Source organism: Thioclava sp. GXIMD4216 (genome assembly GCF_037949285.1).
In the GTDB taxonomy this organism is placed as follows: domain Bacteria; phylum Pseudomonadota; class Alphaproteobacteria; order Rhodobacterales; family Rhodobacteraceae; genus Thioclava; species Thioclava litoralis.
This window is the reverse complement of the sequence record NZ_CP149926.1, coordinates 689,352-711,120: the sequence shown is the minus strand read 5'-3', so window position 1 is coordinate 711,120 and position 21,769 is coordinate 689,352. Positions and strand designations below refer to the sequence as shown.

General features: G+C 61.7%; 18 protein-coding genes. 5 read left to right on the top strand and 13 right to left on the bottom strand.

All coding sequences use genetic code 11. The annotated features are described in order from the left end of the window. Positions 1-229: 229 nt before the first annotated feature. From putP to rbfA, 7 genes are all read right to left on the bottom strand, one after another. Positions 230-1,678, bottom strand: a complete 1,449-nt coding sequence (gene putP / locus WDB88_RS03515) for a sodium/proline symporter PutP (protein WP_339108816.1) — start codon at positions 1,676-1,678, stop codon at positions 230-232. Positions 1,679-1,967: 289 nt separating this feature from the next. Beyond that, positions 1,968-2,237, bottom strand: coding sequence for a 30S ribosomal protein S15 (gene rpsO / locus WDB88_RS03510; RefSeq protein ID WP_339108815.1), 270 nt, complete (start codon positions 2,235-2,237; stop codon positions 1,968-1,970). A gap of 126 nt (positions 2,238-2,363) precedes the next feature. Beyond that, a complete protein-coding gene (locus WDB88_RS03505; protein ID WP_339108814.1) occupies positions 2,364-3,308 on the bottom strand; it encodes a calcium-binding protein in 945 nt (314 codons plus the stop codon). Between the two features lie 105 nt (positions 3,309-3,413). Beyond that, the gene (locus tag WDB88_RS03500) at positions 3,414-3,932 is read right to left on the bottom strand and encodes a DUF1643 domain-containing protein (RefSeq protein WP_339108813.1); all 519 of its coding nucleotides are present in this window, start codon (positions 3,930-3,932) and stop codon (positions 3,414-3,416) included. Between the two features lie 53 nt (positions 3,933-3,985). Continuing rightward, the gene (gene truB / locus WDB88_RS03495) at positions 3,986-4,888 is read right to left on the bottom strand and encodes a tRNA pseudouridine(55) synthase TruB (RefSeq protein ID WP_339108812.1); all 903 of its coding nucleotides are present in this window, start codon (positions 4,886-4,888) and stop codon (positions 3,986-3,988) included. Positions 4,889-4,976: 88 nt separating this feature from the next. Beyond that, entirely contained in the window at positions 4,977-5,705 is a 729-nt protein-coding gene (locus WDB88_RS03490) for a phosphodiester glycosidase family protein (protein WP_339109461.1), read from the bottom strand. A gap of 25 nt (positions 5,706-5,730) precedes the next feature. Then, complete coding sequence (gene rbfA / locus WDB88_RS03485; RefSeq protein WP_339108810.1) at positions 5,731-6,156, bottom strand: 30S ribosome-binding factor RbfA; 426 nt, start codon at positions 6,154-6,156, stop codon at positions 5,731-5,733. A gap of 145 nt (positions 6,157-6,301) precedes the next feature. On the opposite strand from rbfA, the gene dapB reads away from it, so the two are divergent. Further along, positions 6,302-7,108, top strand: a complete 807-nt coding sequence (gene dapB, locus WDB88_RS03480) for a 4-hydroxy-tetrahydrodipicolinate reductase (RefSeq protein ID WP_339108809.1) — start codon at positions 6,302-6,304, stop codon at positions 7,106-7,108. 226 nt (positions 7,109-7,334) lie between these two features. Here dapB and infB read toward each other — a convergent pair whose 3' ends face one another. From infB to pip, 5 genes are all read right to left on the bottom strand, one after another. After that, positions 7,335-9,863, bottom strand: a complete 2,529-nt coding sequence (infB, locus tag WDB88_RS03475) for a translation initiation factor IF-2 (RefSeq protein ID WP_339108808.1) — start codon at positions 9,861-9,863, stop codon at positions 7,335-7,337. Then, on the bottom strand, positions 9,860-10,492 hold the full coding sequence (locus WDB88_RS03470; protein WP_339108807.1) for an RNA-binding protein: 633 nt from the start codon (positions 10,490-10,492) through the stop codon (positions 9,860-9,862). Before WDB88_RS03470 ends, infB begins: the two co-directional genes overlap by 4 nt. 21 nt (positions 10,493-10,513) lie before the next feature. Beyond that, positions 10,514-12,136 carry a transcription termination factor NusA gene (gene nusA / locus WDB88_RS03465; protein ID WP_339108806.1) on the bottom strand — a complete coding sequence of 541 codons (1,623 nt, stop codon included), beginning with the start codon at positions 12,134-12,136 and terminating at the stop codon, positions 10,514-10,516. Further along, positions 12,136-12,729, bottom strand: coding sequence for a ribosome maturation factor RimP (rimP, locus tag WDB88_RS03460; protein ID WP_339108805.1), 594 nt, complete (start codon positions 12,727-12,729; stop codon positions 12,136-12,138). Before rimP ends, nusA begins: the two co-directional genes overlap by 1 nt. 185 nt (positions 12,730-12,914) lie before the next feature. Then, positions 12,915-13,886 (bottom strand): prolyl aminopeptidase, encoded by a 972-nt coding sequence (gene pip, locus WDB88_RS03455; protein WP_339108804.1) that lies wholly within the window; start codon positions 13,884-13,886, stop codon positions 12,915-12,917. A 66-nt stretch (positions 13,887-13,952) separates the two neighbouring features. Between pip and ubiG the strand changes: the two genes are divergently transcribed. Continuing rightward, the gene (ubiG, locus tag WDB88_RS03450) at positions 13,953-14,696 is read left to right on the top strand and encodes a bifunctional 2-polyprenyl-6-hydroxyphenol methylase/3-demethylubiquinol 3-O-methyltransferase UbiG (protein WP_339108803.1); all 744 of its coding nucleotides are present in this window, start codon (positions 13,953-13,955) and stop codon (positions 14,694-14,696) included. Here ubiG and WDB88_RS03445 read toward each other — a convergent pair whose 3' ends face one another. Next, the gene (locus WDB88_RS03445) at positions 14,697-15,839 is read right to left on the bottom strand and encodes a type III PLP-dependent enzyme (RefSeq protein ID WP_339108802.1); all 1,143 of its coding nucleotides are present in this window, start codon (positions 15,837-15,839) and stop codon (positions 14,697-14,699) included. A gap of 233 nt (positions 15,840-16,072) precedes the next feature. On the opposite strand from WDB88_RS03445, the gene WDB88_RS03440 reads away from it, so the two are divergent. The 3 genes from WDB88_RS03440 (at position 16,073) to WDB88_RS03430 (ending at position 21,764) form a co-directional block, all read left to right on the top strand. Next, positions 16,073-16,504 (top strand): Lrp/AsnC family transcriptional regulator, encoded by a 432-nt coding sequence (locus WDB88_RS03440; RefSeq protein WP_339108801.1) that lies wholly within the window; start codon positions 16,073-16,075, stop codon positions 16,502-16,504. Positions 16,505-16,618: 114 nt separating this feature from the next. Continuing rightward, entirely contained in the window at positions 16,619-18,580 is a 1,962-nt protein-coding gene (locus tag WDB88_RS03435; RefSeq protein ID WP_339108800.1) for a bifunctional 2',3'-cyclic-nucleotide 2'-phosphodiesterase/3'-nucleotidase, read from the top strand. Between the two features lie 79 nt (positions 18,581-18,659). Beyond that, positions 18,660-21,764: a valine--tRNA ligase gene (locus tag WDB88_RS03430; RefSeq protein WP_339108799.1), complete on the top strand. Its 3,105-nt coding sequence runs from the start codon at positions 18,660-18,662 to the stop codon at positions 21,762-21,764. Positions 21,765-21,769 lie beyond the last annotated feature (5 nt).

The following is a 21,769-nucleotide window of genomic DNA, read 5'->3' as shown; positions in this document are numbered from 1 at the left end:
CGGCCCCATTGCCGCCGCCCCTCTATCCTGTGCATGTGCCCCGGGGGCTCGGGCGTCACGTCTCAGATGCCTCGCCTCATACAGGAAAATGCGGCTTATGAAAAGCAATCCTTGCATGCCCTCTGCCGCTCTTCGGGAAAGGCGGCTGCCAACGTTCCCCGTGAAACATTGCCCCAATGAAAAAAGCCGCAGCAAATGCCGCGGCCTTTTCCTTTTTCTGCGTCGCGCCTTATTTTGCGCGGTATTCGCCGGCATCCCGTGTGATCAGCGTCACCACGACAATAGCAACGAAAGCCGCCACAAACCCCGGAATGATCTCGTAAAGACCGGTCGACGCCGCCAGACCCGAATAGATCCAGAAGATCACCGTTCCGGCACCGACAACCAGACCGGCCAGCGCGCCTGCCCCGTTCATGCGCGGCCAAGTCAGCGCAAGGATCACCAGCGGGCCGAAGGCCGCACCGAAACCGGCCCAGGCATTGGACACAAGCCCCAGCACTTCGGAGCCCGGATCACGGGCGATCCAGATCGCGACCGCGCCGACAAGAACCGTCGCCAGACGCCCGACATTCACCAGAGCGCGGTCGGAGGCGGTACGATTGAGCACGATGCGGTAGAAATCTTCCGAGATCGACGAGGCCGAAACCAGAAGCTGCGAGGACACGGTCGACATGATCGCCGCCAGAAGGGCTGCGTAGAGGAAGCCGGTGACCAGCGGATGGAACAGCAGGTTCGACAGCAGGATGAAGATGGTCTCGGGGTCATCAACAGTGATGCCGTTACGCTCTACATAGGCGCGGCCGAAAATCCCCACGCCGATCGCCCCCAGCAGCGAGATTGCCATCCAGCCCATGCCGATATTACGGGCCTTCGGTACATCCGCGACCGAGCGCACAGCCATGAACCGCACGATGATATGCGGCTGGCCGAAATAGCCCAGCCCCCATGCCATCGCCGAGAGCCAGCCAATCGCGGTCAGGCCATGCGTCATCGACAGATAGCCCTCCTGCATATCCGACAGGCGTGCCGCAGCCTGATCGACACCATTGCCCTGCCCCATATACAGGATCACGGCAGGCATGATGATCAGCGCGAGCATCATGATGAAGCCCTGCACGAAGTCGGTCAGCGACACCGCAAGGAAGCCACCGATGACCGTATAGACCAGAACGATGCCCAGCGTGATGCACACGCCCACCATATAGTCACCGCCGAAGGCGCTGGCATAAAGCTTGCCGCCGCCGACAAGGCCCGACGCCGTATAGACCGCAAAGAACACCACGATGATGATCGCGGACACCATGCGCAGCGCGGTGGCATGGGTCGGGAAGCGGTTGGCAAGGAAAGCCGGAATGGTCAGGCTGTTGGAATAGCGCTCGGTCTGCTCGCGCAGGCGCGGTGCCACGATGATCCAGTTGAACAGCGCCCCGATGAACAGGCCGATGCCGATCCAGGCTTCGACCAGACCCGATGCGTAAAGTGCGCCCGGCAACCCCAGCAGGAGCCAGCCGCTCATATCCGAAGCGCCCGCCGACAGGGCTGCAACCGACGGCGGCAGATCACGGCCACCCAGCATATACTCTTCGGAATTCGATGTGGATTTACGCCATGCGTAAACGCCGATGCCCAGCATCAATGCAAAATAGGCGATGAGACTGATCCAGATACCGATACTCATCAATTCCCCCTCTGTTTTTCGTTACGGGTCTCTTGCACGGACCAGCCAAAAAACGAAGAAAAAAGACATAACACACAGCCAGATCATGCAAATAAGTCAAATAGACCAGATGACACATCCATATTGGTCATTATGATCAGATATTGGGCTGATTTGGTCGATTTGCACTTTTGTCAAAATGCCAAAATTTTCAGCATATCTTTGCATAATGATTCGCCAGACCGCGCAAAAAGAAAACGCCCGCTGAAACCAGCGGGCGTCCCGATCCTTACAGACCAGCGCGAGGCGCTTAGCGACGGATACCCAGACGCTCGATGAGCGATTGGTAACGTGCTTCTTCTTTGCCCTTCAGGTAGTCCAGCAGCTTACGGCGCTGAGCAACCAGCATCAGAAGGCCACGACGCGAGTGGTTGTCCTTCTTGTGGGTTTTGAAGTGCTCGGTCAGGTTGGCAATACGCTTGGTCAGGATTGCAACTTGCACTTCGGGCGAACCGGTGTCGCCTTCTTTGGTTGCATATTCTTTGATCAGGGCGTTCTTGTCTTCGACGGTGATCGACATCGGAATCTCCTTGGTTAAGGGTGGGGGCACAAGCCGGGATGTCGTCCAGCAGGGTCCATAAAACACGCTCTCTTGCAAAAGCGATGGGCGCCTTTACACCGAATCCGCTCAAAAATAAAGGGGCAATCAGCCAAAGCCGGTCTGCTGTTCGAAAACAGCGCGGGTAACCAGTTGCAGATCTTCCAGCGAGAGCCCCTCTGCCCCCTGCACCTGCGCCACGCGCTGGCCGTCAAGCGTCACCCATGTGCCCTGTGCATCCTCTTCCAGTGTCAGGCTGGGCGAAAGCGACTGCGCCGGATCATAGACCACAAGGAGACGGTCCTCTTGCGCATCGAAATCGGAAATCACGGCAGGGCGATCGGCTGAAATCCAGGACCCGAGTGCAAAACTGTCCGCATCTTCCCCGCCAGAGAGGCTGTCGCCGCTGCCCGCCACAAGCGTGTCGGCCCCCGTGCCGCCATTCAGATAATCCGCGCCATCCTGATCCTCCTCGGGATCGGACGCACCGATCAGAAGATCATCGCCGCCATTGCCATCCAGCTCGTTCGCACCGGCCCCGCCATGCAGCGTATCCTGCCCCGCCCCGCCTTGCAGGACATCATCGCCCGCGCCCCCCGAAAGGAGATCATCGCCTTCGCCGCCCTGCAGACAATCCTCGCCCGCCTCACCCGACAGCGTGTCCTGCCCCGGCCCGCCACGCAGAAGATCCGCCCCGTCCGCGCCCCGCAGGCTGTCATCGCCACGCTCTCCCGACAGAGTGTCCTCTCCCGCCTCGCCCCAAAGGGCGTCATCGCCCTCGCTGCCCCAAAGCTGGTCGTCGCCCGCACCGCCATACAGGCTGTCATTCCCGCCATAGCCGTTGATCTGGTCATCGCCCCCGGCCCCGCTGACATGGTCATCCTCCGCACTGCCGGACAGGATCTGGTCTTCGGCCACCGCATCGGCCAGAGCCTCGTCCGCTTCGGGAGCGGCAAGATGGTCCTCCTCCGTGTCCTCCGAACGGTGACTGCCCACAAAAGCCGCCCCTGCACCGGCCATCAACAGACCGACCAACCCTGTAAAGAACAACATCCCATTCTCCTCGCGGCACCTGCGCGCGAGAACATTACAGCAACACCCGCGGATTCCCTAAGGGCAAAATAAGCGGTGGTGATGAAAAATACACGGATGGTTAAGTCAGGCCCAGAGCACCGGCTGCTGCGCATAACCGATATAGAGCGGATGTTTCGGCGCACCGGCCTGCGTCAACCCAAGATGATAGAGCGCCCGATCCGCCCCGCGCAGCAGCGCCTCCACCGCCGCTCCGCGCCCCAGATGCGCCCCATGCGCCCCCCATGCGCAGATCACACGGTCCTGCGGGCCGGACACCCAGTCGAGGCTCTCCAGAATGGCACGGTCGTTTTCGGGGCCGACAGGGTCGGGCTGGGCGCGCATCACCTTGGGATCGGTCGCGCGATAGGCGAAGATATTGGTCACCCGAAAGGCACCAAAGCCCAGAACCCGCGCGCGCCTCTCGCAGCGTTCGACGGTCGGGTCGTTCTGCACCTCGGTCGCGGTCGAGGGGTTGAGCATGACAAACAGCGCCCTCGGCCCCTCGGGGTCCCAGACACGGGTGAGAAGATAACGATACTGCTCGTCGTCGGAATAGACCGCCACCGAGGCCGCATCGCCTTTCAGGAATTCACGCGTGATCATGGGGCATCCTCTCGCCAAGGAAAAGGCCGGAGGAGATCCACCGGCCCGTCAGGTTACAGGTTGAACACGCGGCTCGGGTGCAATTCGCCCGCCTTGTAGACCCCCACGGCCAAGGGCACGCCCTCATAGGACACCCAAGCCTCGTCGCCATATTCGCAGGCCGAGGCCAGAACCATGCCCGGATTGCCATTGCGCAGACGGACCGCGCCATCGGGGGTGCATTTCAGCTCGGGCAGGTCGGCCAGACCGATCTCCAGCGGCAGGACCTTGGCATCAAGCTCGGGCGTCTTGGCAAGCTGGTCAACCTCGTCAAGGCTGACCCCCTGCGCCGCCTCGAACGGGCCGGACCATTCGCGCCGGAGCCAGAGCACATGGCCCAAGCACCCCAGCACTTGCCCCAGATCGCGGGCGATCGAGCGCACATAACCGCCCTTGCCACAGACCATCTCAAGCTCGATCGTATCGGCATCCACGCGCGAGACCAGTTCGAGGCTCTCGACCCAGAGGGGGCGCGCTGCCAGCTCCATCTCCTCGCCCTTACGGGCCAAGGCATAGGCACGCTCGCCATCCACCTTCACGGCGGAAAACTGCGGCGGCACCTGCATGATATCGCCGGTGAATTGCGGCAGAGCGGCACGGATCTCGTCATCGCTCGGGCGCGTCTCGGAGGTCTCGATCACCTCGCCCTCGGCATCATCGGTATTCGTGGCCGCCCCAAGACGCACCTGAAAACGGTAGCATTTATCGGCATCGGTAATATAGGGCACAGTCTTCGTGGCCTCGCCCAGAGCCACGGCCAGAACCCCCGTTGCCGCAGGGTCCAGCGTGCCCGCATGGCCCGCCTTCTTCGCGCCAAGCGCCCAACGCACCTTGTTGACAACGGATGTCGAGGTCATCCCCGCAGGCTTGTCGATGATCAGCCAGCCCGAAACATCGCGACCTTTTTTACGTGCCATTGCCTTGTCCGCCCTTCGCTTGCGCCCGTTTGCAAGGCGTCCTGCTAGCCGAAGGGGGACGGATGGTCAACCGGCCCCTATCCGGCCCTTATTCAGACTGTGATGCAGCAGGCTTGGCCGCGCGCACCAGCCCGACAATCGGCCCCATCGGCACACCGAAATCGGCGCGGTTTTCCGACGGATCGACCAACCGCGAGATCTTGCCATCGAAATAAAGCGCATTGCGTGCGCCCAGCTTGTCGCGGAACAGGCGCGCGAACAGGTGGAAGTTCACCGGCGTTTCGGAAATGGCGAACCACGCGTGCTGGCCATCGGCAGACACACCCACCCCGTTACGGATGTTCAGACTATCACTGTCGGGCAGAAACTTCGGATGCAGAGCCCCGTCGATCACCAGCATCGGCCCCGATTGCGTCGCGTATTTGCACGCGGGCGGATTGTCGCGATAGCTGCGCGATTCGATAACCTGCAGCCGGTCCTCGCCGATGCAGAAAACCCCGTTCGGCAGCAGGCCGAAATTGCCCGGCCCCTCGGAGGTCACAATCGGACGTTCTTCCCGCCCCTGCTCCACGAACAGTCCCACGGGGCGGCGATCCGCATGATACATGCCCGCATTCATCGCAAAGGCCAGAACCTCGTCCGGCTTGAGCTGCTCGGTCAGGCGGTCGGGCGTGCCGATCAGCGCGCCCTGCGGATCATTCCACCACAGCCGCAGATCATCGCCAGCCTCCGCCTCGCAGACGGTAAAGACGGCCGAGTCGAACTCGACCCGATGGCACGGGTCATCGGAGGCCGCCAGAACCGGCCCCGCCCCCATTGCCAGAACTCCCAGAAAGGCGAGTTCAGTCCAGATCTTCGTCATCTTCGTCATCGTGACGGGCCACATCGCGCTGCACCTTCTCATCCGAGAACAAACGGCGGGTTTCATCCATGCGGTCATAGGTCTCGTCCAGACGGAACCGCAGATCGGGGGTGAATTTCAGGGTCAGGCTCTTGCCCACCATATGGCGGATCTCGCCCTTGTTGCGGGCCAGCGCCTTGATCAGGCCCTCCTCGCCCTTGCCGCCCAGAGGGGTAACATAGGCGGTCGCGACTTTGAGATCGGGCGAACAGCGCACCTCCCCCACCGTCACGGACACGCCGGACAGGTCGGGATCATGCACATCGCCGCGCAGCAGGATGTCAGACAATGCACGACGGATCAGCTCGCCCACGCGGAGCTGCCGTTGAGAGGGCCCTTCGGCCGAAGTGAAGCGGTTCTTTGCCATACTCCGCACATACTCATTTGCCGCGTCTCGTGCAATGGCCGCGTGGCCCCTGTGCGCGGCGCAAGGTCGCATGAGGCTTTGCCAAGCCCCTGCCCGCAGGATAAGCAAGAGCCCAACTGAAAGGCCAATAACGAAAGAGAGAACCATGGGTGAACTTCCGGGCATCGTCATCACCGGCGCGTCGGGCCGTATGGGGCAAATGCTGATCCGCAGCGTCGTGGCGTCGGATAAGGCGCGCCTTGTGGGCGCGGTCGTGCGGGCGGGCCATGACTGGGCCGGCCGCGATCTGGGCGCGCTGATGGGCGTGGGCCACGGCGTCGTGGTGACCGACGATGCGCTTAAGGCCTTTGCCAAGGCGCAGGCGGTGATCGATTTCACCACGCCCGAAGCCACGCTGGAATTTGCCGAACTGGCAGCCCAGGCCCGCGCGACCCATGTGATCGGCACCACGGGCTTTACCGACGCCCAGCTCGAGGCGCTGAAGCCTGCCGCCTTCCACGCCGTGCAGGTGCGCGCAGGCAATATGAGCCTTGGGGTCAACCTGCTGACCCAGTTGACGAAAAAGGTTGCTCAGGCGCTGGATGAGGATTGGGATATCGAGGTGATCGAAGCCCACCATAACCGCAAGGTCGATGCACCCTCGGGCACTGCGCTGATGTTGGGTGAGGCCGCCGCCGAAGGCCGTGGCATCACGCTTGCCGACCATAAGGAATCGGGGCGCGACGGCATTACAGGTGCGCGCGAGAAAGGCGCCATCGGGTTTTCGGCCATTCGTGGCGGCGATATCGTGGGCGAACATGACGTGCTGTTTGCCGGCATGGGCGAACGGATCGTGCTGCGCCATATCGCCACCGACCGCGGCATCTTTGCCCGTGGCGCGGTGAAGGCCGCGCTCTGGGGGCAGGACAAAGACCCCGGTCAATATGACATGATGGATGTGCTGGGGCTTTAAGCCCCGCGCGAACCGCAAGGCGGGCCAATCTGCCGCATGGTGAGACCCAAAGCAGGCCCGTTTCGCATCCGCTTCCCGATAGGTACTCTTCGGGCTGGCGGGCATCGGGCCTGCCCCGCCCCTGAGCAACAGACGGGGCCTCGCAACGGCCTTTGCCACCGGATCCACGCGCATAAAAAAGGCGGCCACGCGGGCCGCCTTTTTCTTTTGGATGTCAGACCGCCGATCAGAGCGAGCGTTCGATCTCTTCGCGCTCGAAGATCTCGATCACATCGCCGGGGCGGATATCTTCGTAGCGTTCGAACGCCATACCGCATTCCTGACCGGAAATGACTTCCTTGACCTCGTCCTTGAAGCGCTTGAGCGTCTTCAGCGTGCCTTCGTGGATCACCACGTTGTCGCGCAGCAGACGCACGCCAGCCGAACGGCGGGCAACGCCTTCGGTGACCAAGCAGCCTGCGACCTTGCCGACGCCGGTGACCTTGAAGACTTCCTTGATCTCGGCATAGCCGATGAAGTTCTCGCGGATCTCTGCCGACAGAAGGCCCGATGCGGCCGCTTTGATGTCATCCACCAGATCATAGATGATCGAGTAATAACGGATCTCGACACCCTTCTGGTTGGCCGAGCTGCGTGCCGGCGCATTTGCACGGACGTTGAAGCCGATGACCGGTGCCTGACTTGCTTCGGCCAGACCGATGTCGGATTCGGTGATCGCGCCCACACCCGAATGGATGACACGCACGCGCACTTCGTCATTGCCGATCTTTTCAAGCGCCTGAACGATAGCCTCGGTCGAGCCCTGCACATCGGCCTTGACCACAACGGCCAGTTCCGAAACGCTTTCATCGGCCTTGGCTTTCGCCATCAGCTGTTCCAGCGTGGTGGCGGCACCGGCTGCGGCACGTTTGTCCTTGGCCGCCGAGATACGGTAATCCGCGATCTCGCGGGCCTGTGCCTCGGTTTCAACCACGTTGAGCACGTCGCCTGCTTCCGGCGTTCCGTTAAGGCCAAGCACCTCGACCGGAACCGAAGGGCCGGCTTCATCAACACGGTCGCCGCGGTCGTTGATCAGCGCGCGGACCTTACCCCATTGCTCGCCCACAACGAAGATATCGCCGCGTTTGAGAGTACCATGCTGCACCAGAACGGTCGCGACCGGACCACGGCCCACATCGAGCTTGGCCTCGATCACCGCACCCTGCGCCTGACGGTTCGGGTTGGCTTGCAGTTCCAGAATTTCGGCCTGAAGCGCGATGGCCTCCAGCAGGGTATCAAGCCCCTTACCGGTCTTGGCCGACACTTCAACCGTCTGCACGTCGCCGCCCATCTCTTCGACAACAACGTTATGCTGCAGAAGCTCGGTGCGCACACGCTGCGCATTGGCCTCGTGCTTGTCGATCTTGTTGATCGCCACGATCATCGGCACATTCGCCGCTTTCGCGTGGTTGATCGCCTCGATGGTCTGCGGCATGACCGAGTCATCCGCCGCCACGACCAGAATGACCACGTCGGTCACATTCGCACCGCGCGCCCGCATCGACGTGAACGCCGCGTGGCCGGGGGTGTCAAGGAAGGTCAGAACCGACCCGCGCTCGGTGGTCACCTGATAGGCACCGATATGCTGCGTGATCCCGCCCGCTTCGCCCGAAACGACATTCGCATTGCGGATCGCATCCAGAAGCGAGGTCTTGCCGTGGTCAACGTGGCCCATGATGGTCACGATCGGCGGACGCGGCTGAAGGTCTTCCGGCTTGTCCTGAACCGTGTCGATCACCTGTTCCACATCCGAATCCGACACGCGGACGGCGCGGTGGCCGAACTCTTCGATCACCAGCTCTGCGGTGTCGGCATCCAGCGGTTGGTTCGCGGTCACCATCATGCCCATTTTCATGAGCGATTTGACAACATCCGCGGTGCGCTCGGCCATACGGTTGGCCAGTTCGCCCACCAGAATGGTTTCCGGCAGCTGGACATCACGCGCCTGTTTCTCGGCGCGCTGCGTGCCCATGCCCTTCTGGCGCTGACGTTCCTGCTTGCGCTTCATCGACGCGAGCGAGCGCTGACGCCCCTCGGTGCCCGAAAGCGCTTCGTTCAGCGACAGCTTGCCTGCACGGCGGCTGTTATCCTTGGCCGCCTTGCCGCGTGCATCCCGCTCGTTGCGATCACGCTCGCGGTCGGTCTTGCGCGGACCCGAGGCCGAAACGCCCTTGGTCTCGGCACGGGCTGCGGCTGCTTCGGCCGCAGCGCGGTCTTGCGGCGCGGCAGGTGCGTCGGCCTTCGGTGCCTTGCGGACCTCTTCTTTTTTCTTGGCGCGCAGTTCGGCCTCGCGTGCTTTACGCTCGTCCTCTTCCGCTTTCAGGCGCAGCGCTTCTTCACGCTCACGCTCTTCTTTCTCTTTCGCTTCCTGCTCGGCACGGCGACGCTCGCGCTCTTCCTCGCGGGCCTTTTCCTCGGCTTCGCGGGCAGCGGCCTCTTCGGCCTCACGTGCTTTTGCAGCCTGCAGCGCCTTCAGGCGGCGCTCCATCTCGGCATCCGAGATGCCTGCAGGGCGTTTTTTAGGGTCGCCCAGATTCGGGCGCGAGCCGGAGGGCTTGCCACCGGCCGCCGCGGCCGCAGGCTTGTTCACGACCCGTTTCTTGGTCTTGGTTTCCACCACCACGCTCTTGGTGCGCCCGTGGCTGAAGCTTTGCTTCACCGAACCGGGGCGTGCGCCACCAAGACCGAGGGTTTTTTTGCCGTCCGTATCGCTCATGCCGTCTTCGTATCCTTACTGGCTGCCGCTTTGCCGCCGTCCTGCCTGCGCATCCCCGCAAGCCTTGCCGCTTCTGTTATGACACGCGGAGTGAGTCCACCAGAACCAAGCGCGCCGTGTATTGCACGATCGCGCCCAAAAGCCAAACCCAATTCCGCGCTGGTCAGACAGCCGAACCATCGGCCGCCCTCGGGGGTCCAGAGCTTACCCTTCCCGCGCTCCGATCCATCGGAGGCCTGGAAGAGCACTTTTGCCCGACCTTCCGCGAGCCAGCCCTTGACCTTTTCAAAGCCACAAACGGCTTTGCCAGATTTCCTGACCAAGGAGATAAGCTCAACCACGCGATGTGCAAGGGCCTCTTCGACAAGATCTGCCAGATTATCCGGCACCTCCGCCTTGGCCTTTGCCCCGCGGGAGAACAATCCCTTGGTTGCAGCTTTCTCGATCACCTCGCGATCCGAGGTCACCCAGATACCCCGACCTGGCAGCTTTTCTGCCACATCGGGATAGATCAGACCGTCCGGCCCCAGCACGAAACGCACAAGCCCGGCCTTGGGCTGCACGTCTTGCGTGACGATGCAGCGCCGTTCCGGCTCGTCATTTACTTTGTCTCGCCCACCACGGCTCATGATCGGTCTGATCCCCTTCTCTTAGGCCTTGGGCTCTTCGCCCTCGGCCGCATCTTCTTCTGCGGCATCCGCCTGTGCTTCCAGCTCGGTCGGGTCAACCCAGCCCAGCTGCACACGTGCGGTCATCACCATATTCTGCGCATCTTCCAGCGACACATCGAAGGATTCCAGCAGGCCGTCATCCTTCTGGCGCTTGCCATCGACGGTGGTCCAGCCACCGGCCAGCTCCCAGTCGGCGCAGGTCGCGAAATCTTCCAGCGTCTTCACGCCGTCTTTCGCCAGTGCCTCGACCATCGGTGCGGTCAGGCCCTCGACCTCGAACAGGCTGTCCTCGGCACCAAGCGCGCGGGCGCTCTCGATGGCCTTGCGATTGAGCTCTTCGATATAGTCACGCGCGCGGGCCTGAAGTTCCTCGGCGGTGCCTTCGTCGATCCCCTCGATCGACAGCAGCTCGTCGCTTTCGACATAAGCCACTTCTTCGAGGTTCGCAAAACCTTCCGCGACCAGAAGCTGGGCGAAGAACTCGTCGATATCAAGTGCATCCACGAACAGCTTGGTGCGCTCTGCAAATTCGGCCTGACGGCGGCTCGATTCCTCGGCCTCGGTCATGATGTCGATATCGAGACCGGTCAGCTGCGAGGCCAGACGCACGTTCTGACCACGGCGACCGATGGCCAGCGACAGCTGTTCGTCGGGCACAACCACTTCGATCTTCTGGGCTTCCTCGTCGAACACCACTTTCGACACTTCTGCCGGTTGCAGCGCATTCACAAGGAAAGTCGCGGTGTCTTCGTTCCACGGAATGATGTCGATCTTCTCGCCCTGTAGCTCGCCCACGACGGCCTGCACACGGCTCCCGCGCATACCGACGCAAGCGCCGACGGGGTCGATCGAGTTATCATAGGAAATCACGGCGATTTTCGCGCGCGATCCCGGATCACGGGCCACGGCCTTGATCTCGATGATGCCGTCATAGATTTCCGGCACTTCCATCTTGAACAGTTCCGCCATGAATTGCGGATCGGTACGCGACAGGAAGATCTGCGGGCCACGGGTCTCGCGGCGCACGTCTTTTACATAGCAGCGGATACGGTCGCTCGGGCGGTAGGATTCACGGCCGATCTTCTCGTTGCGGCGCAGGATGCCCTCGCCACGACCGATATCGACGATGATATTGCCATATTCCTCGCGCTTGACCACACCGTTGATGATGGTGCCCTTGCGATCCTTGAATTCCTCATACTGGCGGTCACGCTCGGCTTCGCGCACGCGCTGCAGGATGACCTGCTTGGCGGATTGCGCGGCGATACGGCCCAGATCGACAGGGGGAACCTCGTCGATGATCTCGTCCCCGATCTCGGGCTCGGCCTTATATTGCTTGGCCTGCTTGACGGTCAGCTCTGCCTGATAGTTCTCAAGCTCCTCATCCGCCACAACGGTGCGCACACGGGTGAAGGTCGCACGACCGGTCTTGCGGTCGATATGGACGCGAATGTCCATTTCCGAGCCGTAACGGGACTTTGCCGCACGGGCCAGCGAATCTTCCATCGCCTCGATCACCAGATCGGGGTCGATCATCTTTTCGCGGGCCACGGCCTCGGCGGTCTGCAGCAGTTCAAGCTGGTTGGCAGAGGTGATTGCCATCACTCTTTCTCCTCGTCGGAAGCATCCGTATCCGTTTCGATCTCGTCGAATTCGGTCTCATCAATTGCGCCAGAGGCCTTTTTCTGGCGCAGCATCTCGTCAATCAACTCGTCGGTCAGCACAAGTTTCGCATCCGACAGCCAGTCGAATTGCAAGCCGATGGTCACCGGCTCGCCCTGCTCTTCGATCTCGAGCAGAACCTCTTCCCCTTCCGTCCCGCGGATGAAGCCCTTGAAGCGGCGACGCCCGTCGATCATCTCCGACGTCTCGACCTTGGCCTCATAGCCTTCCCAGACATCGAAATCCTTCAGACGTGTCAGTGGGCGGTCAATACCGGGGGAAGACACTTCGAGGTGGTAATTATCCTCGATCGGGTCTTCCACATCCAGCACAGCACTGACAGCCGTCGAGATCTTGGCGCAATCATCCACGATGATGCCACCCTCGGGGCGATCTGCCATGATCTGGAGCGTTGCCGTCTTGCCGCCCTGCAGGCGGATACGAATCAACTCGAAACCCAGCCCCTCGATGGTGGGCTGAACAATATCTGCCAGACGCCGGTCGATGGCGGTCTTTGCGATGAGGTCGGTCATGTCCGTCCTTCGTTGAAAGCCTTGACCCGAAAACAGAAAAACGGGCCAAGCGGCCCGTTGCATAGGTTCGGTGGATGCCGAGCCAAGCCCGACACGCCGCTGTTGGGCAAGTCTATAACCCATCGCGGGCTTGTTTGCAAGCGTTTCGCGCAAGCCCCCGCACATACGCCTTACAATCGTCACGCTCAGCGCCGCAGCCTGTCCATGATCCCCACAAGGCTTTGGGTAATCCGCGGCTCCGACAACGCATGTCCCGAGGCGGACACCATCTGCAACTCGGCCAGCGGCCAGTTCTGCGCCAGACGCCATGCCGAATAGGGCGGGCAGATCATATCCATACGGCCCTGCACGATCATCGTCGGGATATGCTCGATCTTGTGACGGTCGCGCAGGATCTGGCCATCTTCCTCAAGGAACGCCTGATTGGAAAAATAATGGTTTTCCAGCCGCGCAAAAGCACGAGCGTAATCGGCAGGGGCCTCGCCCATATGGCCGTCGGTATCCACCGAGGCCAGCGCGTTCTCCCACATCGTCCAGATACGGGCATGGCGGGCCTCGGTCACATAATCGCCACTGAAGAGCCGCTTGTGATAGGCGGCCACCATATCGCCCCGCTCCTCTTCGGGGATCGGCTCGCAAAACCGTTTCCACAGATCGGGGAAGAACTGCCCCGCTCCCCCGCCATAGAACCAGTCGATCTCGCGCGCCATCGCCAGAAACACTCCGCGCAGCACGAGTGCGCGCACATGGTCGGGATGCGTCTCGGCATAGATCAGCGCCAGAGTCGCCCCCCAGCTACCGCCGAAAACGATCCAGCGTTCAATACCCAGAACCTGCCGAATCGCCTCGATATCGGCGACCAGATGCCATGTCGTGTTATTCTCGACCGACGCCTGCGGCTTGGACAGCCCGCAGCCGCGTTGGTCAAACAACACGATCCGGTAATGCGCGGGGTCAAAGAACCGCCGCATCGCAGGGCTGCATCCGCCCCCTGGCCCGCCGTGAAACACCACCACGGGCACCCCATGCGGATTGCCCGATTGCTCGATATACAGCTGATGACCATCGCCGACGTCCAGCATACGCCGGTCGAAAGGCTCGATCGGCGGGTAAAGATAAGACGTCGGTTGGCGTTTTTGACCTGCAGTTCTATCCATGATCAGACTATATAGCGCAAAACGGTGCTCCACCACGGGGCAGAGGCAGATATTTCGAGGTAAGCCATGTCAGACGTGAAATCGACCATCAACCCTGACGAAGTTGCCAAATTCGAGGCTATGGCCGCCGAATGGTGGGATCCAAACGGCAAATTCCGCCCGCTGCACCAGATGAACCCCTGCCGGTTGGACTATCTGACCACGCAGATCGCCACGCAATTCGGCCGCAACCTGCGCGATGCACGCCCTTTTGAAGGGCTGCGCATCCTCGATATCGGCTGCGGCGGCGGGCTCCTGTCGGAACCGATGGCACGGCTGGGTGCCACGGTAGTGGGGGTGGATGCCGCCGAGGGCAACCTGCCCGTGGCGCGTCTGCATGCCGAGCAGTCGGGGCTGGAGATCGACTATCGTCACGGCACCGCCGAGGCGCTGGCCGCCGAGGGCGAAGCGTTCGACGTGGTTCTGGCGATGGAGATCGTCGAACATGTGGCCGTGCCGCAGGAGTTCATCGACACCTGTGCGGCGCTGGTAAAATCGGGCGGGATGATGTTTGTCTCGACCCTCAACCGCAATGCCAAAAGCTATATGTTCGCCATTGTCGGCGCGGAGCGGATCCTGAAATGGCTGCCCAATGGCACGCATGACTGGGCCAAGTTCATCACGCCCGACGAGCTGGAGGATATGGTCCTGAACGCGCAGCTGGATATGGTCGACCGCAAGGGCATGGTGCTGAACCCGATCACATGGCGCTGGTCCACCTCGGCACGGGATCTGTCGGTGAATTACGTCACCACCAGCCTGAAAGCCTGATCACACCAAGCTCAGGGCCGTGACGATCTCCATTTTGCCGAAGCCGCTGAAATGGGTGTTGGTCACGGCGCTATAGGCCCCCATGCCGTGGAAGACGATAAAGTCTTCCTCGGCCAGATCGTCGGGCAGTGCCAGCTTGCCCGGCAGGCGGTCCACAGGGTCGCAGGTCGGACCGAAAATCATCCGCGGCAAAGGTGCGCCCTCACGCTTGCGGCCCTCTGGATCATAGACGGCCAGACGCTCGATATTGCCCACCAGAGGCAATTCGGCAAGGCCACCGTAAATCCCGTCATTCAGGAACACATCGCCGCCATCGCGCAGGGCTTTCACGCGGGTGATATGGGTGAAAGCATCGCCCACCAGCCCCCTGCCCGGCTCGCAGACCAGCGCGGGGCGGCTCTCGCCGAAAGCCTCGCCCGTCGCCTGCCCGATCGTGGTGAAGATCGCCTCGAGATTGGGGGCCGGGCCGGCCTTGCGGTGGTTCGGGAAGCCGCCCCCCACATTCAGCCGGTAGAGCCGCACGCCCGCCTGCCCCGCGATAGCGGCCGCCGCGCGGATGAAGCGGTCCCAGACCATCGGGTCGGTCACCTGCGAGCCGGGCTGGAAGGTCAGCGAGGGCCTGAACCCCGCCGCCTCCACCTCGCGCAGCAGATCAACCGCCAGTTCCTGCGTCGCGCCAAACTTGGCGGTCGGGTTGTAATTGCCAGCCTCATCGGCCAGTTTGAACCGCACCGAGATCTCGCAATTCTCATAGGGCACCAGCGCGACCAGCTTGGTCAATTCGCTCCGGCTATCGACCGACCACGCCCTGACGCCCGCCGCAACGGCATGGGCGATCTCGGCGCGGCCCCGCACGGGATTGTGGTAATGCAACGCACAGTTGGGCGCGAGACGGCGGATCAGGTCGATCTCGTCGGGCGCGGCCACATCAAATCCACGCAGCCCCGCTGCGGCGAGGTTTTCAATCACCATCTCGGCAGGGTTGGATTTCACGTCATAGGTCACAAGCCCCGGAAAGCCGCGGATGAAACGCACCGCCGTCTGCTGCAACATGGCGGGCGAAAACACCAAGACCGGATGATCGGGCTTGTTCACACGGATGATTTCGGACGGATTGCTCCAGATTGTCTTCGACACGCCCATCGGCTTTCCTCGCACAATGAGTGGCAGCCACCTCTTGCCCTGCGCGCGGCCTTTGGCCCCGCATGGGTTGGGAAAGCGCTTACGCGGTTTATCCAACCAGACGGGCCTCTCGCAAGGCTCCGCCTGCCTCTGTGTCGCGCCATATGGGGCCAAAACCTTGTCATGGAAAGACCAAATCTGTAGCCTATCTTCGTTAAACTGACGGCTTTCACGACAAAATTGGCAGGCATGCGATGGATGAGCTGGATCGTGCCCTTCTGGGGCTTCTTTCGGGGGATGCGCGGCTTTCCCTCTCGACCGTGGCGCGGCGGCTGAAGGTGGCGCGCTCGACCGTGCAGGCGCGGCTCGAGCGGCTGGAATCCGAGAAGGTGATCGTGGGCTACACCGTCAAACTGGGGGAAGCCGCCCGCAGCCAGCGCCTGCGCGCCACCGCCCTGCTGGAGATTGATCTGAAGGTCCAACAGGCCATTCTGGGACGCCTCAAAGCCATCCCCGAGATCGAGCGCATCGTGACCTGTTCGGGCCGGATCGACCTGATGGCACAGATCGCCGCCGATACCACAATGCAGCTTGACCGTGTGCTGGACCTGATCGGCGAGATTCCGGGCGTGCTCAATTCGGAAAGCCTGATCCATCTGACCACAAAGCTGGATCGGGCGGTCTAATTTTCGCGCATCGCGACGGGCGCGCGCCCGCTGACGCCACGTGCAGCGCGCATTTGTCGTGAAACCGCAGGGAAACTGCGCCAGTTTAAGGGCAAGATCACGAAAGGACCCGCCATGACCGGAATTTCTCGCCGTTATTTTCTGGCGGCAAGCGCCGCAACCGGAGCCTATCTGGTCCACCCGTTCAAGGCCGAAGCCGCCGCCGGACAGATCCATCTGCGGCTCATCGAAACGACCGATATCCATGTGGCCATCGACCCCTATGACTATTACGGGGACAAGCCCGATGACACGCAGGGGCTGGCGCGCACGGCGACCCTGATCGAAAGCCTCAGGGACGAGGCCGAGAACACCCTGCTGCTGGATAATGGCGACCTTTTGCAGGGCAATCCGCTGGGGGATTACATCGCGCATCGGAAAGGGGTGGGCGATGACGTGCACCCGATGATCAAAGCGATGAATATTCTGGGCTATGATTGCGCGACCCTGGGCAATCATGAATTCAATTACGGGCTGGAGTTCCTGCAGGCCTCTTTGGCCGATGCCGCCTTTCCCTTCGTATGCGCCAATGTGGTGGTCGGCCCCGAACTGGGGCAGATCCCGACGCAGGACGAGACCCTCTTTCCGCCCTATTACGTCATGGATCGCGGACTTGTGGACGGGGCGGGCGAGGTGCATGAGGTCAAGATCGGGGTCATCGGTTTTGTGCCGCCCCAGATCCTGCAATGGGACGAGGCCAATCTGAAAGGCCGCGTGTCGGTACGAGACATTGTTGCGGCGGCTCGGGCATGGGTGCCCAAGCTCAGGCAGGACGAAGGCTGCGATCTGGTGATCGCGCTGGCCCATACCGGCATCGAGGGCGGCGGCTATACCGCAGGCATGGAAAACGCCGCGCTGTATGTGGCCGAGATCGAGGGCATTGATGTCGTCCTGACCGGACATCAGCACCGCGTCCTGCCCGGCCCCGATTACGAGGGCATCGAAGGGGTGGACGCCCAGAAAGGCACCTTGGCCGGAAAGCCTGCCGTGATGGCAGGGTTCTGGGGCTCGCATATGGGGCTGATTGATCTGATGCTCGAAAAGCAGGGCGACAAATGGCAGATCGTGAGCCATACCTCGGAAGCGCGCCCGATCTACAAGCGCGAAGACCGCAAGGCGGTGGCGCTTGTCGGGAGCCTGCCGATCATCCTTGATGCGGTCGAGGCCGACCATGAATCGACGCTGGCCTATATCCGCGCGCCCGTGGGGAAGACCTCGGCACCGCTTTACAGCTATTTCGCGCAGGTGGCCGATGATCCTTCGGTGCAGATCGTGTCACAGGCGCAAAGCTGGTATGCTAGGGATATGCTGAAGGAAACCGCCTATAAGGATCTGCCGATCCTCTCGGCGGCAGCGCCTTTCAAATGCGGCGGGCGCGGCGGGCCGGACTACTATACCAATGTCGCCAAAGGCCCCGTGGCCATCAAGAATGTGGCGGACCTCTATCTTTATCCCAATACTTTCCGCGCGCTGAAGGTCACGGGGGCCACTGTGGCCGACTGGCTGGAGCGTTCGGCTGGGGCCTTCAACCAGATCACGGCGGGCGCTCAGGACGCAGCGCTGCTGAATCCTGATTTCCCCAGCTATAATTTCGACGTGATGGATGGGGTGAGCTATAGGATTGACCTCTCGAAGCCCTCGAAATTCGACAGCGACGGCAAGCAGATCAGCGAGGGTGGGCGCATCAAAGACCTTATGTTCAACGGCAAACCCATCGACCCTGACCAGGAGTTTATCGTGGCCTCGAACAACTATCGTGCAGGCGGCGGCGGAAATTTTCCGGGCATCGAACCCTCGAAAATCATCTTCGAGGGGCCGGATACCAACCGCGACATCCTTCTGCGCTTTATCCAGAAGGAAGGCACGATCAACCCCTCGGCCGATAGCAACTGGGGCTTTGCGCCGATGGCTGACACCACAGTCACCTTTGCCTCCGGTCCGGCAGGGCGCGCGTTCATGGAGGCGGTAAAAGGCGTGCAGATCGCGTATGCGGGCGAGGCCGAGGGGGGATTTGCGCTTTATCGCATCACGCTCTGACACATTTGCCCTGCGTCAAAGGCTTTTCCTCGCGCCTGCCCCACGTTAAAGAGGGCCAAGCCTTAAAAGGATCAGACCCATGCCGATGGAAAAGAATTTCAACGCCGCCGAAGCAGAACCCCGCATCTCCGCCAAATGGGAAGAGGCAGGCGCCTTCAAAGCAGGCGCCAATGCCTCGCGCCCCGAAACCTTCACCATCATGATCCCGCCGCCGAATGTCACCGGCGCGCTGCATGTGGGCCATGCGTTCAACAATACCATTCAGGATATTCTGGTGCGCTGGCACCGGATGCGCGGCTTTGACACGCTCTGGCAGCCGGGTCAGGACCATGCGGGCATCGCCACCCAGCTGATGGTGGAGAAAGAACTGGCCAAGACCGGCCAACCGGGCCGCCGCGAACTGGGCCGCGAGAAATTCCTCGAGAAGGTCTGGGACTGGAAGGGCAAATACGGCTCGACCATCGTGGGCCAGCTGCAGCGCCTTGGCTCGTCCTGCGACTGGTCGCGCAATGCTTTCACCATGGCAGGCGCACCGGGGGACCCGCGCACCGGCCATGAGAACAGCCCCAATTTCCACGACGCCGTGATCAAGGTCTTCGTGGATATGTATAACAAGGGCATGATCTATCGCGGCAAGCGTCTGGTCAACTGGGACCCCCATTTTGAAACCGCGATCTCGGACCTCGAGGTCGAGAATATCGAAGTCGCGGGCCATATGTGGCACTTCAAATACAAGCTGGCAGGCGGCGAGACCTATACCTACCGCGAAAAGGACGAAGACGGGAACGTCACCTTCGAGGAGGTCCGCGACTACATCTCCATTGCGACCACCCGCCCCGAGACCATGCTGGGCGATGGCGCCGTGGCCGTGAACCCGAAGGACGAGCGCTATGCGCCCATCGTCGGCAAGATGGTGCATCTGCCGCTCTGTGACCGTCTGATCCCGATCGTGGCCGATGAATATCCCGATATGGACTTCGGCTCGGGGGCGGTGAAGATCACCGGCGCCCATGATTTCAACGATTATCAGGTCGCCAAACGCTGCAATCTGCCGATGTATCGCCTGATGGATATGCAGGGTGCGATGCGGGCCGATGGCCTGTCCTATGACGACTGCGTAGCCCGCGCCCGCGAGATTGCGGCAGGGGCCACGGCCTCCGAGATGGAGATCGACAGCCTCAACCTCGTGCCCGAGAAATACCGTGGCATGGACCGGTTCGAGGCCCGCAAGGCGGTGATCGACGATATCAACGCCGCAGGTCTGGCGGTGACCATCGAGAAGATCATCACCGATGACGAGGGCAATGAAGCCGCCGTCTGGGTGCCCTATGTCGAGGACAAGCCGATCATGCAGCCCTTCGGCGACCGCTCGAAGGTGGTGATCGAGCCGATGCTGACCGACCAATGGTTCGTCGATGCCGAAAAGATCGTGGGCAAGGCGCTGGACGCCGTGCGCGATGGCCGCACCAAGATCATGCCCGAGTCGGGCGAGAAGACCTATTTCCACTGGCTGGAAAACATCGAGCCGTGGTGCATCTCGCGTCAGCTCTGGTGGGGTCACCAGATCCCCGTGTGGTACGGGCTTGACCTCTCGGCGCCGGAATTCCGTGATGACGAGGGCGATGGCGATCTGGACGAGGTCGAACTGGGGCGCCTGCTGAATGAAGGCGGCATGCTGCACCGTGGCGACATCCACCATTGCGCCGCCGATTTCGATGCGGTGACCGAACTCTTCCGCGATGCCAATGCCGATCTGCCCGTGCCTCTGTCGGCGGCGCGTGTCGTTGAAGTCGCCGACCGTAAGGCGGCGATGGAGACGCTGGCGGTATCCTTGGCCGAATATAACGTCTCTCAGGACCCGACCCATCTGGTCTATCCGGTCTGGCGCGATGGCGATGTGCTGGATACGTGGTTTTCCTCGGGTCTCTGGCCGATCGGCACGCTGGGCTGGCCGAATTGGGACGAGAGCACCTCGAAATACTTCCCGACCGATGTTCTGGTCACCGGTTTTGACATCCTGTTCTTCTGGGTCGCGCGCATGATGATGATGCAGCTGGCCGTGGTTGATCAGGTGCCCTTCCACACCGTCTACCTGCACCAGCTTGTCCGTGACGAGAAGGGCAAGAAGATGTCGAAGACCACGGGCAATGTCATCGACCCGCTGGAAATCATTGACGAATTCGGCGCCGATGCGCTGCGCTTTACCAATGCGTCCATGGCGGCTCTGGGTGGCGTGCTGAAGCTCTCGAAAGACCGTATCGCAGGCTATCGCAACTTCGGCACCAAGATCTGGAACGCCACCCGCTTTGCCGAGATGAATGGCGTCTTCGAGGGTGCGCCGGTGGCGATGCCCGCGCCCACCCATACGGTGAACCGCTGGATCGTGGGCGAGGTCGCCAAGGTCCGCGAAGAGGTCGATGCGGCCTTTGACACCTATCGCTTCAACGATGCGGCCAATGCGCTTTACGGCTTTGTCTGGGGCAAGGTCTGCGACTGGTATGTCGAATTCGCCAAGCCCCTGTTTGACGGCGAGCATGCGCAGGAAACCCGCGAGACCATGCGCTGGGTTCTGGATCAGGCCTATGTCATGCTGCACCCGATCATGCCCTTCATCACCGAAGAGCTGTGGGAGCTGACCGGCGAGCGCGCGAAGCTTCTGGCCCATGCCGATTGGCCGACCTACACGGCGGCAGATCTGGTCGATCCGGCAGCCGATGCCGAGATGAACTGGGTGATCGCGCTGATCGAGGAAATCCGCTCGTCGCGGGCACAAATGGGCGTGCCGGTCGGGCTGAAACTACCGATGATTCTGGCCGAGGCCGACGCCCCTGCCCGTGCGGCGCTGGCCAATAACGAGGCGCTGATCCTCAAGCTGGCGCGTATCGACAGCATCACCGAAGGGCCGATCGGCAAAGGTGCGATCTCGATCCCTGCGCATGGCGCGCTCTTTGGTCTGCCGCTGGAAGGGGTGATCGACGTCAAGGCCGAGAAAGCCCGTCTGGAGAAAGCCTTGGCCAAGATCCAGAAAGAGATCGGCGGGATGGAGGGTCGCCTGAAGAACCCGAAATTCCTCGAGAAAGCCGATGCCGAGGTGATCGAGGAAACCCGCGGCAATCTGGCGCTCCGTCAGGAAGAAGCGGATAAGATTGCCGCAGCCGTCAAACGCTTGGCTGAACTGGGGTAAAACAA

Excerpts from the sequence above, each read along its gene's own strand:
- putP (WP_339108816.1), bottom strand. The coding sequence starts at position 1,678 with ATGAGTATCGGTATCTGGATCAGTCTCATCGCCTATTTTGCATTGATG.
- rpsO (WP_339108815.1), bottom strand. The coding sequence starts at position 2,237 with ATGTCGATCACCGTCGAAGACAAGAACGCCCTGATCAAAGAATATGCA.
- WDB88_RS03505 (WP_339108814.1), bottom strand. The coding sequence starts at position 3,308 with ATGTTGTTCTTTACAGGGTTGGTCGGTCTGTTGATGGCCGGTGCAGGG.
- WDB88_RS03500 (WP_339108813.1), bottom strand. The coding sequence starts at position 3,932 with ATGATCACGCGTGAATTCCTGAAAGGCGATGCGGCCTCGGTGGCGGTC.
- truB (WP_339108812.1), bottom strand. The coding sequence starts at position 4,888 with ATGGCACGTAAAAAAGGTCGCGATGTTTCGGGCTGGCTGATCATCGAC.
- WDB88_RS03490 (WP_339109461.1), bottom strand. The coding sequence starts at position 5,705 with ATGGGGGCGGGGCCGGTTCTGGCGGCCTCCGATGACCCGTGCCATCGG.
- rbfA (WP_339108810.1), bottom strand. The coding sequence starts at position 6,156 with ATGGCAAAGAACCGCTTCACTTCGGCCGAAGGGCCCTCTCAACGGCAG.
- dapB (WP_339108809.1), top strand. The coding sequence starts at position 6,302 with ATGGGTGAACTTCCGGGCATCGTCATCACCGGCGCGTCGGGCCGTATG.
- infB (WP_339108808.1), bottom strand. The coding sequence starts at position 9,863 with ATGAGCGATACGGACGGCAAAAAAACCCTCGGTCTTGGTGGCGCACGC.
- WDB88_RS03470 (WP_339108807.1), bottom strand. The coding sequence starts at position 10,492 with ATGAGCCGTGGTGGGCGAGACAAAGTAAATGACGAGCCGGAACGGCGC.
- nusA (WP_339108806.1), bottom strand. The coding sequence starts at position 12,136 with ATGGCAATCACCTCTGCCAACCAGCTTGAACTGCTGCAGACCGCCGAG.
- rimP (WP_339108805.1), bottom strand. The coding sequence starts at position 12,729 with ATGACCGACCTCATCGCAAAGACCGCCATCGACCGGCGTCTGGCAGAT.
- pip (WP_339108804.1), bottom strand. The coding sequence starts at position 13,886 with ATGGATAGAACTGCAGGTCAAAAACGCCAACCGACGTCTTATCTTTAC.
- ubiG (WP_339108803.1), top strand. The coding sequence starts at position 13,953 with ATGTCAGACGTGAAATCGACCATCAACCCTGACGAAGTTGCCAAATTC.
- WDB88_RS03445 (WP_339108802.1), bottom strand. The coding sequence starts at position 15,839 with ATGGGCGTGTCGAAGACAATCTGGAGCAATCCGTCCGAAATCATCCGT.
- WDB88_RS03440 (WP_339108801.1), top strand. The coding sequence starts at position 16,073 with ATGGATGAGCTGGATCGTGCCCTTCTGGGGCTTCTTTCGGGGGATGCG.
- WDB88_RS03435 (WP_339108800.1), top strand. The coding sequence starts at position 16,619 with ATGACCGGAATTTCTCGCCGTTATTTTCTGGCGGCAAGCGCCGCAACC.
- WDB88_RS03430 (WP_339108799.1), top strand. The coding sequence starts at position 18,660 with ATGCCGATGGAAAAGAATTTCAACGCCGCCGAAGCAGAACCCCGCATC.